This window comes from Pseudomonas sp. MYb118, assembly GCF_040947875.1.
Lineage (GTDB): Bacteria > Pseudomonadota > Gammaproteobacteria > Pseudomonadales > Pseudomonadaceae > Aquipseudomonas.
Map to the genome: position 1 here is coordinate 1,019,055 of NZ_JBFRXN010000002.1, position 13,133 is coordinate 1,032,187.

The 13,133-nt window shown below is 63.7% G+C and carries 11 protein-coding genes; 4 read left to right on the forward strand and 7 right to left on the reverse strand.

Annotated features, from left to right (window positions below; genetic code table 11):
- Nucleotides 1-83: 83 nt before the first annotated feature.
- A complete protein-coding gene (locus ABVN20_RS10480; protein WP_368555559.1) occupies nt 84-587 on the reverse strand; it encodes a sigma-70 family RNA polymerase sigma factor in 504 nt (167 codons plus the stop codon).
- 238 nt (nt 588-825) lie between these two features.
- On the opposite strand from ABVN20_RS10480, the gene ABVN20_RS10485 reads away from it, so the two are divergent.
- Both ABVN20_RS10485 and ABVN20_RS10490 read left to right on the forward strand, forming a co-directional pair.
- A complete protein-coding gene (locus tag ABVN20_RS10485; RefSeq protein ID WP_368555560.1) occupies nt 826-1,065 on the forward strand; it encodes a type II toxin-antitoxin system RelB/DinJ family antitoxin in 240 nt (79 codons plus the stop codon).
- Complete coding sequence (locus ABVN20_RS10490; RefSeq protein WP_368555561.1) at nt 1,055-1,360, forward strand: type II toxin-antitoxin system RelE/ParE family toxin; 306 nt, start codon at nt 1,055-1,057, stop codon at nt 1,358-1,360. Before ABVN20_RS10485 ends, ABVN20_RS10490 begins: the two co-directional genes overlap by 11 nt.
- Nucleotides 1,361-1,368: 8 nt before the next feature.
- Here ABVN20_RS10490 and ABVN20_RS10495 read toward each other — a convergent pair whose 3' ends face one another.
- The 6 genes from ABVN20_RS10495 to ABVN20_RS10520 are packed head-to-tail and all read right to left on the reverse strand — an operon-like array spanning nt 1,369 to nt 11,537.
- Entirely contained in the window at nt 1,369-2,178 is an 810-nt protein-coding gene (locus ABVN20_RS10495; protein WP_368555562.1) for a YfaP family protein, read from the reverse strand.
- A gap of 3 nt (nt 2,179-2,181) precedes the next feature.
- Entirely contained in the window at nt 2,182-3,801 is a 1,620-nt protein-coding gene (locus ABVN20_RS10500) for a DUF2300 domain-containing protein (RefSeq protein WP_368555563.1), read from the reverse strand.
- 1 nt (nt 3,802) lies between these two features.
- Nucleotides 3,803-8,365 (reverse strand): alpha-2-macroglobulin, encoded by a 4,563-nt coding sequence (locus ABVN20_RS10505; protein WP_368555564.1) that lies wholly within the window; start codon nt 8,363-8,365, stop codon nt 3,803-3,805.
- Entirely contained in the window at nt 8,362-9,000 is a 639-nt protein-coding gene (locus ABVN20_RS10510; RefSeq protein ID WP_368555565.1) for a DUF1175 domain-containing protein, read from the reverse strand. The genes ABVN20_RS10505 and ABVN20_RS10510 overlap by 4 nt, the downstream gene beginning before the upstream one ends.
- Complete coding sequence (locus ABVN20_RS10515) at nt 8,997-10,709, reverse strand: DUF2138 domain-containing protein (protein WP_368555566.1); 1,713 nt, start codon at nt 10,707-10,709, stop codon at nt 8,997-8,999. The genes ABVN20_RS10510 and ABVN20_RS10515 overlap by 4 nt, the downstream gene beginning before the upstream one ends.
- A gap of 36 nt (nt 10,710-10,745) precedes the next feature.
- Nucleotides 10,746-11,537, reverse strand: coding sequence for a YfaP family protein (locus tag ABVN20_RS10520; protein ID WP_368555567.1), 792 nt, complete (start codon nt 11,535-11,537; stop codon nt 10,746-10,748).
- A 426-nt stretch (nt 11,538-11,963) separates the two neighbouring features.
- Here ABVN20_RS10520 and ABVN20_RS10525 point away from each other — a divergent pair, with 426 nt between their 5' ends.
- Nucleotides 11,964-12,206 carry an exodeoxyribonuclease VII small subunit gene (locus ABVN20_RS10525; protein WP_007894317.1) on the forward strand — a complete coding sequence of 81 codons (243 nt, stop codon included), beginning with the start codon at nt 11,964-11,966 and terminating at the stop codon, nt 12,204-12,206.
- Nucleotides 12,203-13,090: a (2E,6E)-farnesyl diphosphate synthase gene (gene ispA / locus ABVN20_RS10530; RefSeq protein WP_368555568.1), complete on the forward strand. Its 888-nt coding sequence runs from the start codon at nt 12,203-12,205 to the stop codon at nt 13,088-13,090. The genes ABVN20_RS10525 and ispA overlap by 4 nt, the downstream gene beginning before the upstream one ends.
- Nucleotides 13,091-13,133: the final 43 nt, after the last annotated feature.

Consider the following 13,133-nt stretch of genomic DNA (forward strand, 5'->3'; position numbering starts at 1 on the left):
TCGGCGGGCAGGATCCCACGGATTCGCCCTTCACTGCAAAAGACGCATTGGCGCTGGTTTTTTTCAGAAACGACGGCGATCGGTCAGTCATCGTCTGGCTCCAGGCAATCCAGGCAATGGCGCAGCGCATCGTGCACCAGCTGATGCACCAGCGCCGTGGAAACTCCCAGGGCACTGGCAACCTGTTGCAGGGTGTAGCCGCCCAGGCGATGCATTTCGAAGGCACGACGGGTGCGTTCCGGCAATTGGGCCAGGGCTCGCTCGATGACTTCCAGCTCGTTCTGGCTGCTGACTTCGTGCTCCGGCGAGGCGCTGCTGGAGGGCAGGTCATCGAGCAATTCGTCCCCGCCCGGCTGCACCCGTTCGGTGGCGGTACGCCGCGTCAGGTCGAGGGCGAGGTTGCGCACGATGCGATACAGGTAACTGGCCGGATGACGGATATCGAGCTGCTGGTCCTGGCTGTTGAAACGCAACCACGCTTCCTGGACCACGTCTTCAGCCCGCGCACGGCACCCCACGATAGGCGCGGCATAGTCCAGCAGCGCGGCCCGGTGGGTGAGGTACAGTTGGAGTTTTGCATCCGCCACGGTGATCAGTTGCCTGCGCGCGAATGTGCCGGTTGAGCACAGACAGGGAAGTTGAAGGGCGCGCAGCTTACCTTTAGTTGATAATGATTATCAACAAGTACGGCAGTGAATATCAGTTTCACGGATAACTGGCCCCGCCATTGACCAGAGACCCATCGTCCGGATTATCTGTTCGCAGATTGCCGGCCAGGCTCACGACTGCTAACGTAATGACAAACGTCATTACAGGATATTCATCATGGCATCCATCAACATCCGCATCGACGACGATTTGAAACAGCGTTCCTTTGCTGAGCTGGAGAAACTCGGAGTTACGCCCTCAGAACTGCTGCGCCAGACACTCCAGTACGTCGCAGAGCGCGGGAAATTGCCGTTCAAGGCAGCCCTGCTCAGTGAAGAAGATGAAGCCCTGATCGCCGTCGCGACAGAACGCCTTGCCGCCCCCCAGCGAGTAAAGGTAAGCCTGGATGACCTATGACCTCGAATTCGATCGGCGTGCACTGAAGGAGTGGAACAAACTGGGCGATACCATCCGCCAGCAATTCAAAAAGAAACTCGCTGAAGTATTGGAAAACCCTCGCATCGAAGCCAATCGACTTCGTCAGCTACCCGACTGCTACAAACTCAAGTTGCGCAGCGCCGGCTATCGACTGATCTATCAGGTCATCGATCGCGAGGTTGTGGTCTTCGTTATCGCCATCGGCAAGCGTGAGCGGGAAGCCGCTTATCAGGATGCACAGGACCGAATTGACGCGACGTTGCGACACGATTAGCCCCCCCCTCACGGATAACTGAACCCCTTCACCAACGTCAGCTCCCCCACCGCCCGCATCGGCACCAGGAAGTTCTCGATCTTCTCGTCCGGCGTGCCCTCTTCGGTGATCACCGTCACCTGTGCCGTGGTCAGTGCCTGGGCGGCCTCTTGCTGGCCGTCTTCATCCTCGCGATAGCCGCCGCCGAAGTAGTTCACATACACCAGATACTGGCCCTTGATCGGCGCTGGCATGGCGAAGATTTCCGGGCCGTAGCCGGTGGTCACGTCGACATCCAGCGCCGCGCCGTTGGGGGCTACGCGGTCGCCGTACCAGATGTGCGCGCCGTCGGGGGTGATGAGGTGCAGGTCGAGGTCGGTGCCGTCGCTGTCCCAGGCCAGCAACACGCGCAGTTTGGCCGGGGTCGCGCCGCCGCTACTGTTGAGAAATTGCGTGCGGTGGCGTTGCTGGCCGTCGGGGCTGCGCACTTCGACGCTGTTGCTGCCATTGGGGAACGAGAACGGGCGGTCGAAGCGTCCGGCGGGGTCGACCTTGAGCGGCATGCTCACGCCGTTGACGATCAGTCGGCCGGGTTCGCCGGACTTCGGCGTGGTCTTGATCTGACCGCTGATGCGGGCGGTGTTGGCCTGGCCGGCCGGGGTGTTGACCGAAGAGGCCGGGTAGTTGACGGTCTGGCGGAAGTTTTCGCCTTCGCCCCCGCTCGCGCCCGTGCGCCAGCCGCCGACCAGGGTGTCGAGTTCGACAGCGCCAGCGTGGCTCGATGGCAAGGCGCCCAAGGCGCAGAGGAACAGCAAGACCTGTGGATAACGGAGTTTCATGGCCTATTCCAGCAAGAGGTGGCGGGCAAGCCCTTCGATGTAGGTTTCATCCTGGCCGTTGGGGTGTGCTTCGAAGGCCAGGTGCAGGTATTCGTGGGTCAGGTCGAGGCGATCCTGCAGCGACAGCACGCCACGCACGTAGATGCGCTGGCGTTCGCGGTCGACATAGGGACGGCCGAACGCCAGGCGGCAGACCGCGAAAGTGCTGACGTCGTTGTAGCCGGTTTCGCTTTCCAGGCGCTGACGCCAGGTGCGGCGTTGTTGCTGCAACCAGTCTTGCGCGGCGGGCAGCGCTTCGCAGGACGCGACGGGGTTGTCCCAGCGACTGAGGCTCGCGCGGGGGTAGGCGTGCAGCAGGATGGCGTCGTAGCGCTGGCCGGTATTGGCCTGCTCGACGGCCTGCTGCCAGGACAGCTTGTCCGGGCCGGGTTGATCCGAGTGATAGGTGACGGTGCTGCCAGCGAGGACGAGGTCATGGGTCCAGGCGGCGATGTGGCGCGCGTCAGCTGTCGCCGGACGTGGTGCCACCCGTTGACGGTTGCTGCTGTCGTCGATGCTCAGGCAGTCGCCGTTGCGTGAAGCGTTTTGCAGCAGGTAGGTGCGAATGGCGACGGACAGGGCCTTGGCCGCTTCGGCGGGTTGTGCCTTGGCTTCGCGTTGCAGGACGCGGGCGACGTATTCTTCGCGGTCCAGCCGTGCGACCAGCTTGCCGTCGAGCAAAAACAGCTCGCCATCGCTGTGAATATCCAGCTGGTTGCCGTTGCTGAATTCGACCCGGTAATCGCCCATCATCGGCCCGGACGTCACCACGCGTTCTCCGGCCAGCACCCGCTTGAGCGGGTAGCGGGAAAACAGGCCGACCTCGACACAGCGCCCGGCGTCCGCCGGCCAATTCACCGGCAACAGCTCGGCCAGCACCGGCCCGTATTGGCGCAGGACCGTCTGGCTGGTGCCGCGGCCACCGGCCCAGATCGGCGTGCCATCAGTGGTCCAACCGGCAAACCCACCCTGGCGTGACGAAGTGTCCTGGTCGCCCAGCCAGCTCCAGGTTTTCACCCGCAACCGGCCGCCGAGTTCACCCACCACATTGCCGTCCGCAGCATTGAGGACCACGTCGAGCAGCACCCGGCGCGCCTGTTCCTGCGCCGGCATCGCCGCTAGCGCCTTGAGCAGTTCGCTGACCTGCACACGGGTGGCCGGCTGCAACGACGGCAAGTCCAGCAGCCACTCAGGCGCCTGTCGGGTTTGCCAATACTGACGCCAATCGGTCGCGGCAATGCCCAACCGCGCGGGCTCGAAGTACAAGCCGCAGGACTTCACCAGCGCCTGGTCACGGGCGATCGTTCCTCCCGCCGCGCAGCAATACACCTCTTCCTTCGATTGCCCGCGACATTGGTAAGGTGGCTCCTGGGCGCCGGTGTCCACCAGCCAGGCGTACACGAACAGTTTCCACAGGCTGCCCAATGGCGCCTGTACATCAGCGGTCAGCGGTTCGCGGGCGATCAACTGAGTACGGTTCAGCGACAACAGCTCGCCCTTGTAGGCCAGGCGCAACGGCTCGTCCTGCGCCGTGGCCAGCGCAGGGATCAAGCACAACCAAAAGCCGAGCCAGCGCCAGGGCATGTCAGTGGACCGTGACCTGGCCAAGTGCCGGTTTTTGCTCCTGGGCCTGGTGTTGCGGTGCGTAGACCTGGGTGAACTTCACCGGTGGCAGACTGAACTGCCCCTTCTGCGAGAAGCGCACCAGGTGCCGCAAGCGCAACTCGCCGCTCAGGGCATCCACGGGCACCGCATAGGCCATCTGCCCCGGCTCGAAACGCGCCTTTTCCAGCGCTGTCGGCTCGGTGCCCGTCTTGCCTTGCAACTTGATGCCCCAGGTGGTGCGCTCGACGTCGGCGCCCGGCGGCAACGGCACTTCAAGCATGCCGTAGCGCAGCGGTTTGGCGGCTTTGCTGGTGATGATCACTTCATCCAGGTACAGGCTGTCGCTGGACAATGGCTGCGTACCGACCGCTTCGAGCTTGAAGGTGAACGCTTCGTCACCCGGCACCAGGCGCGACAGGCGCCGCGTGATGTTCACCGCCATCGGCTCGACCGCCGGCTGACGCGTCTGATAGCTGAGCATGGCGCGCAGCGGACGCTCCTGGGTGCCGCTCAGCGACAACACGCTCGGCACTTTTTCTGCGCCCTGCCACGTCCAGTACATCTCACCGCTGGCCCCGTAGTTTTTCTTCCAGCCCGCGCCGGGCGCCAGGGCGATGGTCGGCGACGCCTGCTCGATGCTGCGTTGCAGCCAGGTCAGCGCCAGCGCACGTTCCAGCGTCGATTGCTGTGGCAACAGGCGTTGCAGCAATGCCTGCGCCCGCGCCTGATCGAAGGTTTGCAACGACAGGTTCAAGGCTTCGGCGAACGGCTGCGAACTCACGGCCAGACGCTGTTGCGCCTCGGCCAATTGGCGGTTGAACGCCTCGGGCGGCGTGACCTTCGCTTGCCGGGCCAATACCGCGGTCAAGCTGCGCGCGGCGGCCAGGCCCAGCGCCGAATTCGGATCGCTCATGACCAGGCTGTCCTCGCCATCGTCCATCAGGTTCGCGGCACTGCCCTCGCCCGCCTGCGCCAGGTCCTGCATCAGGCCACTGAGCAGGGTGTTGACCGGCAGTTGCATCTGTTTGGCGAACGACAGGATCAGCGCCCGCTGCAGCAGCGGCGTGTTCTGCGCCTGCTTGGCGTAAACCTCCAGCACCCGCTGCCAATGCTCCGGCGGCAGGCTCAGCTCCAGCACTTTGCTGGCATGCCAGTCGGCGTAGTAGGCGTACGCAGTGAGGAAGGCATCCGGTTCACCGTCCATGCCCCACCAGGTGAAACTCGCCGACGGCCCGGCCATTTGCACCAGGCGCAGGCGACTGTTCTGCATAATCAGGCGCAGGCGATCGGCGATCTGCGGGTTCGCGGACAAGGCTGGGTAGGCGATGCTCAACGGCAGCAAACGGCTGGCGGTTTGCTCGACACCGCCATAGGGGTAGCTGAGCAAGTCGTCGAGTGCCGAACGGAACAGCGCTTGCGGGCTGTCGTCCAGGCGCAGGCGCACATCGCTGGCATCGGCCGGCAGGTTCAGCGCAGTGTCGCCGCTGGCCGCATCCAGGGCCTGGCTTTGGGTGACTTGCCAGCCATCGCCGCTCGCGGTCAATTGCACGGCCAGGGCATCGGCGCTCTTGCCGTCCTGGACCAGCTCGGCACGCCACTCGCCATCGGCCAGGGCAAATGCCGGCAAGGCGATGTAGTTGATGCCGTTGTTCAGCGTCACCGGCAGGCGCTGCTCGCTGCCGGCGTAATGCACCAGCAGTTCGGCCTTGACCGGTTGCTCGGCCTGGCTGAACGCGAACACGCCCAGGTCCGGTTTGTCGCCGCTACGGAATCGCGTCGGCCCGCTCCACTTCAGGTACAGCGGTTTTTCCGAGCGCACGAACTGTTTCTTCTGCCCGACCTGGCCGTCGTCGGCGATGGCCCGGGCGGTGATGCGCCAGCGGGTCAGCGAGTCGGGCATGGTGAAGGTGAAGCGCGTCTTGCCATTGGCGTCGGTGATCAACTCCGGCTGCCAGGCGGCGGTATCGACGTCTTCGCGACGCGGGCGCTCCAGCACCTTCACACCGCGCTCGCTGCGGTTGGCCTTGCCCGGTGCACCCGGGCTTCCCGGCAGCGCCACGTCATAGCTGATGAACGACAGGCTGGCGCTGGTGCGCACGTTGTTGCGTCGCGGGTGGTAGAAGAACTGGTCGATGCTCGGCGCGACTTCCGGTTGCAGCGCGTAGACCATTTCATCGACCACGCTGACCGTCAGGTGCGCCGGGATCGGCTTGCCGGCGAACGCGGTGGTGAGGTCCACCGACACCGTATCCCCTGGCCTGTAGGCCTCTTTATCGGTGCTGATGGCAACGTCGATCTGCGGCGCAATCACCTTGATACCGGCGTTCTGGAAGCTGTACTGGCCGCTCTTGGTGTACAGCACGGAGAAGGTCAGGTTCGGGGCGAAATGATCTTTCACCGGGATGCGTGCGCGGTACTGGGTATCGCTGAGTTTTTCCATGTTCAGCCAGTCGCCGCCCTTGGACATCAACGCCGTGGCTTCGACCTTGTCACGTTCCAGCGAGAGCAAGGCATCGCTGACCGGCTCCGGGAAGGTGATCAGCGCCAGGGCTTCGTCACCGGTCTTGTACTCGGGCTTGTCGAGGACGATTTCCACGGTGCCGGGCACGGCTTTCACGCCATCGCCCGTCACCGAATGCCCGGTGGCGCCGAGTACACGGCCATGCTCGTCCTTGAGCGTCAGGTTGTAGGTGCCTGGCCGGTCGAAGGCCTGGGTGAAGCTCGTGTCGCCGGCCGCCAGTTTGCCTTCGCCGGTGCTCTGGTCTTCCAGGCGCACCCAGCTGTAGCTGCTCGGCGCGACCGCTCGGGCCTGCTCGTTCTCATTCGCGTAGCTGAACACCACCTTGTCGCCCACCGCACTGAAACGCTGTGGTGCACTCAAGCGAAAGTTTGCCGCACCGCGATCAATGAGAACTTCCTTGGTGGTCTTGACCCGATACGCCGCGCCATCGCTGGCGAACACGGTGAGCATGTAGCGGCTCGGCTTGTCGGCCGCCGGCAGGTCGAGCGTCGCACTGCCCTTGGCGTCGGTGGTCAGTTCGGTGCTGGTCAGCTCCACCGGGAATTGCCCGAGGTATTGCAGCTCGTTATCGACCATCGACAGTTGTTGTGCGCGCAGGCTCAGGCTCAATTTCGCGTTGGCCACCGGCTTGCCGTCCGGGTAGAGCAACACCAGGTTGCCTTTGACCGGCTCGCCGGTGCGGTAATCCTGCTTGGCCAGGTTCAGCGCGATTTCGAAGTGCGGCTTGATGTATTCGGCTACGCGGAAGGCGCTGCTGTAGGCCTGGTCCTTGTAGGTGAAACGCAGCTCATAACCACCCGCCACCGCGTTCTCCGGCAACTGGAAACGGCCCTGGGTGCCGGCCTTCGAATCGAGCTTGAGCGCCAGCGATTGCAGGGCGGTGCCGGTGGCATCGAGCACGGTCAGGTTGACGTCGGCGGCGCCCGGCGCCACCGAGTCCCGGGCATTCTTGAACTCACGCCCGACGATCTTCAGCGACACCCAGTCGCCCGGCCGATACAGCGGACGATCGGTAAAGGCATAGAGCTTGGTGTCGTAGATTTCGCTGTCGTAATAGAAGTTCTCGGAGACGAACACCCCGCCCTCTTCGTCCTCGCCGATCACAAAGGAACGCTCGGGGCTGACGTGTTTCAGGCGCAGCAAGCCATCGACATCGGTGGCGCCGCTGCTCATCACGCCCAGGCCATCGGTCCACAGCACATTGACCTTGGGCACCGAACTGCCTTCGTGCTTGCGCGCCGCCCACACCAGCAGCTCATCGCCGGCAATCTTGCTCACGGCCACGGTGTTGGAAACAAACACCATGGTGGTCGCGCGGTATTTGCCGATCAGCGCTTCGACCAGGTACAGGCCGGGTTTCAGATTGCCCAGCGGGATGTAGACGTTGCCCGGCGCGACGCTGACAAATTCACTGGAGGAGCCCGCCAGGTTGACGCCAGCCGGTGGCTGGATCGGCTTGGCTTGCCACAGCGGATAACGGAACTGACTGACCACCGGCAGGCCGGGGATCAGGGCGAATTGCGGTTGCGCGTCGTACGGCGTCGGCGCGGCAATCGCGGTGCCCATCTTCAGCTCCGGCACCTCCTCGGTCACCTGTTTACGCGACTCGTAGGAAAACGCCCGCTGCATCACCCGACGGGACTTGCGGTACCAGTTGTCCCACAGGTACGCCAGGGTGTTCGACAGGCCTTCACCCTTGAACTGGCCATCGCTGACCACCCGGTGCAGGTTCTTCTGGCGCTTGAGGAAATCCAGTGGTTTGTCGATGCGATAGACCCGGATATCGGCACCGCCGTAGGGCTCCATGCGGAACCGGCGGTAGTCGCGGCCCGGCGCTTCGAGGCGCACCATCGCCTGCTCGTCACTGGCGAAACTGCTGTCGGCCAGCAGGAAGAAACTCTCACCGGCCACCGGCGTGTAGCCGCTCGGCTCGACGGTGTCTTCGGCGTGGGCCACTGGCACCAGCAGTGCCAGCAGCAGGAAAAGTCGTGAGCAAATGCGCAGCATGCGGGCACCGGTCATTGGGTCAGAAAATTCAGTCGATAGACGCCGATGAAGTTGGGGTTGGCTGCATCGGGTATCCATCGGGTGTCCTTCCATGTCATGAGTTGTTGCAGGCTTGCCGAACGCATGCCGTTGTCAGTAGGGGTGGTGGTGCCGGTGTGATAGGCGATATAGCGGCCCATCCAGATCATCAGGTGCTGGTCGTCGCCCTGGTCGAAAAACATCAGGTCGCCGGGCCGTGCCTGGGTCACGTCGCGGCCCACCAGGTGGCTGTTGAACTGGATCAGCTTGATCGCGTTGACGTACGGCCCGACCTTGCCGCCGCCCTGCTGCCATTGCTGGGCGAGGCCGCGCTGGGCGTCGCTCAGTGCCAGCTCCGGCGGCAGGTAGCGGTTGGACAGGCCATTGCTGCGCAGCCATTTGTCGTCGTGCACCTTCAACGCTTCGTTGGCGGCAAAACGGACCAGGCCGGCGCAGTCCTGCTGATACCAGCGCGGGCTCGGGCCTTTGCTCAGTTGCTCCTGGGCGATGCGCACGAACCAGGCGCGGAACACCTGGGACTGCTGCGGATCGAGTGCGGCAGCGTCACTGGCAAAGGCGCGACTGGCGAGCAACAGCGCCAGCAGGCCGAGGCTGCGGATCACTGTCGTCACAGCGCTTTCCACTCCAGCGGCAGCCATTGCCAGTGGCCGTCCGGCTCACTGCCTGCGGGCAGGGTCAGCGCGTACTTGCCGTAGCCGCCGAGCTTGCGCAGCTTGGGAATCAGGTAGGTCTGCGCGGCGTTGTAGAACACCGGCTCCATGTCCTGCGGCAGGCTGTCGAGGGTTTCCTGCTGCATCAACTGCGCCATCGAATCCGGGCCGAAATACACCGGCATCAACAGGTCCTTGGGCACCACGTCGGCCATCGGCGGGAAGCGTTTGTCGAGGGTGCCGAGGGCCTTGTCCACCAGCTTGTCGTCGAGGGAAAACAGCAGGGTCGAACCGTGGCGCGCCAGGCTGACTTTCATGAACGCCTTGCCGGTGATGGCGTCAGGGTTCTCGGCTTCCTTGGCCTTGTACGGGCCGAAATTGGAGCTGACCTGACGCAGCCACTGGTGGCTGGCGCCTTGCTGCTTCTCGACCACCGGGAACGACTGATCTTCGACATTGCCTTCGAAGGCGCCGACCATCGAGCCGAACAGCGTGCCCAGTTCAGCGTCGAGGCTGGCGTTGTCCTGCTCCTTGAGGCTGGCCACCAGCAGCGGCGTGTACAAACGCGAATCGGCGTACCAGCACAACCCGGCGGCACCCGCCACCTGCTCGGTCAGCGCCTGGGCGACTTTTTCCTCGGCGCCGAGCTTGACCAGCAACGGCCTCTGCTGCTCGGCGGCCAATGGCAGGGCCACACAGGCGCTGGCGCCCATCGGCATGGCTTGCCAGATCGGCTTGAAGTCGAAGTCCGGCTGGTTCTCCAGCTCGTCCATGGCCAGGAAGCTGTGCCAGCCCTGGTCATCCATGTCGAAACGCAGGCCGGCGAAATTCGGGATGAAACGCTGGTAACCCATGGCCAGGACGCTGGCGTTGACCGCCAGGCGTTGTTTCACCTCGGGCGCGCGCGGCGCCAGGCCGAACGCCTCGGGGAACAGCTTGTCGCCCTTGAGCAAGGCACCGAGGGCTTGCGTCGAGACATTGCCCGGTTCCTGCGGCTCACCCGCTTGGGCGTCATAAAGCTTGGTCGGATTGGACAGCACCACCAGTTTGTCGCCATGGGAGGCGAACAGCAGCGCCTTGCTGGCGCTGTAGGTCAGTTGATAGAGCGCCACGTCGTCGGCGCCGACCTTCACCTCGCCGACCTTGCTGAGTTGCGTGTCGTCCAGCGCGACTTTCGCCAGCGGTTCGAGCACCTTGGCCAGGCCCCCACGGTCCATCACCAGCAAAAAGTCCTTCAGGCGACCATCGGCCCCGCGCCACAACGCCACATCCGCCGGCTGATCGAACAGTTGCTCGATCAGGCTGTCCTGCAACTTCAGGTCATGCTCGTAGATGATCCGCCGCAGACTGCCGATCAGGCCCAGACGATCGGCATGGGTTTCGTAGTAGAAGACGAAATCTTCGGTCAGGGTTTCCTTGAGGAATGGCACGGCCAGCAGGTCCTTGGGCAACTGGCTCAAGGAACGGGTTTCGAGCAGGCCGTCCGGACGACTCATGCCCAATTTGTCGCTGGCCAGTTGCGCCGCTGGCGTCACCGGCTTGTGCATGAACCAGCCCAGCCCGCCCGCCACGCCAGCCACCAGGCACAAGCCGATCAGCAGCGCCGGCCAGCGGCGGGGAGTAGAGCCTGCAGGTGACTCGGTGGCCGGGGTAACAGTGTTATCGCTCATGTTCACAAAGCCCAATTCATCCGTGGAGCGGGATGCTTAATAGTTGAAAGTCTTGACCAGCAGCAGGTCACCGATGGCGCGCAAGGGGACGATGAAGGTCTCGCGTTTTTCGTCGACGGTGTTTTCGTTGAGCACCAGGTTGATCTGCGAGGTGATCACCTCGTTCTGGTTGCTGGCCTCATCGAAGTTATAGCCGCCGCTGCCGAAGTTGCCCCAATAGTTCACGTAGACCAGGTAGGTGCCGTGCAGCGGTGCCGTCATGGTGAACATCTCGGGGCCGGGGCCATCGACGCCATCCGGGTCCAGGCCACCGCCATTGGTCAATGCCGTGTGGGCAAAAAACGCATGCTGGCCGTCGGGGGTAATGATGTGCAGGTCGAGTTCGGCTTTCGGGTCGTCCCAACCCAGCACCACGCGAATTCGCGCCGGGGTGCGCAGGTTGTTGGCCTCATAGAATTGCACGCGCTTGAGCGACTGGCCTTCGGCACTGCGCACTTCGACGCTGTTGGAGCCCGCGCCAAAGGCGTAGGGCCTGGCGAAACGGCCGGCGTCGTCGGTGTACAGGTTCAGTGGGTTGCCGTTGACCGCCAGCGTGTGCGGCCCACGTTGCTTGCCGATGGCCTTGAGCTGGCCTTCGATCATCGTGCGATTGCGTTGCACGCCCCGGTCGATGGGCGGCGTGGGGTAGGCCACGCGCGGGTTTTCACTGCGATCGAGCAGGCCGTTGAAACGCCAGCCGCCCACCGGCTCGGCCAGCTCGGCCGTCGGCGCGGCCCAGGCCGCCGAGGCCGCTGCCAGGCCCATCAACACCAGAAGAAATGAACGCATGTGACGCCTCCTGCCATGCACAACGAAACCTTGCGCCCGATCCTCGGCGCGTGACAGATGCAAACACTGCGTTTCGTCAGAAAGACCCATGACTCTTGGGTCATGGAAGGCGCGAAGGTTAGCCATTTGGTGGCTTTTTAACAATTGGTGGCCTTCTTAAATGCGGCCTCGTTCACGTCCGCCGCTGGACGGTGAGCCGAATACACGGCCTATTCGGCTCACTGTATGAGCCGAATAAAGCGATTAATCGGCTCATCTCTGAAACTCTTTGTGGGAGCGAGCCTGCTCGCGATTTGATCGTTCCCGCGCTCTGCGTGGGAACGATCACCACAGGGAATCGGGCCAGATCATACGCCCGTCAATTTGCCCATAACCCCCCTATCTGCTAGTGTCCCGCCGGTTTAACGTCAACCGGAAATAGCCGCCATGGCCCGCAAAAAAGCTGCACTGGATTTCGAACAATCCCTCGCCGACCTGCAAACGCTGGTGGAGCGACTGGAGAACGGCGAATTGTCGCTGGAAGACTCGCTGACGGCTTTCGAGCAGGGCATCGGTCTGACTCGTGATTGCCAGGCAGCGCTGGCCCAGGCCGAGCAGAAGGTGCAGGTGTTGCTCGAGCGTGATGGCGAGTTGGCCGAGGAACCTTTCGATGCGGATCAGCCAGAATGATTGCAGCGTATTCCGCCACCAGCCAGGCCCGCGTCAACGCGGCGCTGGAAACCCTGTTCACCGCGCCAAGCCCTGAACTGGCACGGCTTTACGAAGCCATGCGCTACAGCGTGATGAACGGCGGCAAGCGCGTTCGACCGCTGTTGGCTTATGCCGCGTGCGAAGCACTGGGTGGCAAGGCCGAACAAGCCAACGGCGCCGCCTGCGCGGTGGAGCTGATCCACGCCTATTCCCTGGTGCACGACGATTTGCCGGCGATGGACGACGACGACCTGCGTCGCGGCCAGCCCACCACCCACAAGAAATTCGATGAAGCCTGCGCTATTCTCGCCGGTGACGGCCTGCAGAGCCTGGCCTTCAGTGCCCTGCTCGACCCGCAGTTGAGCTCGGTAGAAGCCGAAATCCGCCTGCAGATGGTCAGCACCCTGGCCCTGGCGGCCGGTCCCGCCGGCATGGTCGGTGGCCAGGCCATCGACCTGGGCTCGGTGGGCCTGAAGCTCGACCAGAAAGCCCTCGAATACATGCACCGGCACAAGACCGGCGCGCTGATCGAAGCCAGCGTCAAGCTCGGCGCCCTGGCCAGCGGCCGCGCCGAGAAGGACGAACTGAAGTCGCTGAAGACGTATGCACAGGCCATCGGCCTGGCGTTCCAGGTGCAGGACGACATTCTCGACGTCGAAAGCGATACCGAGACCCTGGGCAAGCGCCAGGGCGCCGACATCGCGCGCGACAAGCCGACCTACCCGGCCCTGCTCGGCCTCGATGCGGCCAAGGCCTACGCCCTGGAACTGCGCGATCAGGCCCTGCATGCGCTGCGACCGTTTGACGCGTGCGCAGAGCCATTGCGCGATCTGGCCCGGTATATCGTCGGCCGTCGCAGCTGACGGCGTATCGGCCAAAAAATACCAACGCGTGGGCAGGGGGCGA

Excerpts from the sequence above, each read along its gene's own strand:
- ABVN20_RS10495 (WP_368555562.1), bottom strand. The coding sequence starts at position 2,178 with ATGAAACTCCGTTATCCACAGGTCTTGCTGTTCCTCTGCGCCTTGGGC.
- ABVN20_RS10485 (WP_368555560.1), top strand. The coding sequence starts at position 826 with ATGGCATCCATCAACATCCGCATCGACGACGATTTGAAACAGCGTTCC.
- ABVN20_RS10490 (WP_368555561.1), top strand. The coding sequence starts at position 1,055 with ATGACCTATGACCTCGAATTCGATCGGCGTGCACTGAAGGAGTGGAAC.
- ABVN20_RS10500 (WP_368555563.1), bottom strand. The coding sequence starts at position 3,801 with ATGCCCTGGCGCTGGCTCGGCTTTTGGTTGTGCTTGATCCCTGCGCTG.
- ABVN20_RS10520 (WP_368555567.1), bottom strand. The coding sequence starts at position 11,537 with ATGCGTTCATTTCTTCTGGTGTTGATGGGCCTGGCAGCGGCCTCGGCG.
- ABVN20_RS10525 (WP_007894317.1), top strand. The coding sequence starts at position 11,964 with ATGGCCCGCAAAAAAGCTGCACTGGATTTCGAACAATCCCTCGCCGAC.
- ispA (WP_368555568.1), top strand. The coding sequence starts at position 12,203 with ATGATTGCAGCGTATTCCGCCACCAGCCAGGCCCGCGTCAACGCGGCG.
- ABVN20_RS10505 (WP_368555564.1), bottom strand. The coding sequence starts at position 8,365 with ATGACCGGTGCCCGCATGCTGCGCATTTGCTCACGACTTTTCCTGCTG.
- ABVN20_RS10515 (WP_368555566.1), bottom strand. The coding sequence starts at position 10,709 with ATGAGCGATAACACTGTTACCCCGGCCACCGAGTCACCTGCAGGCTCT.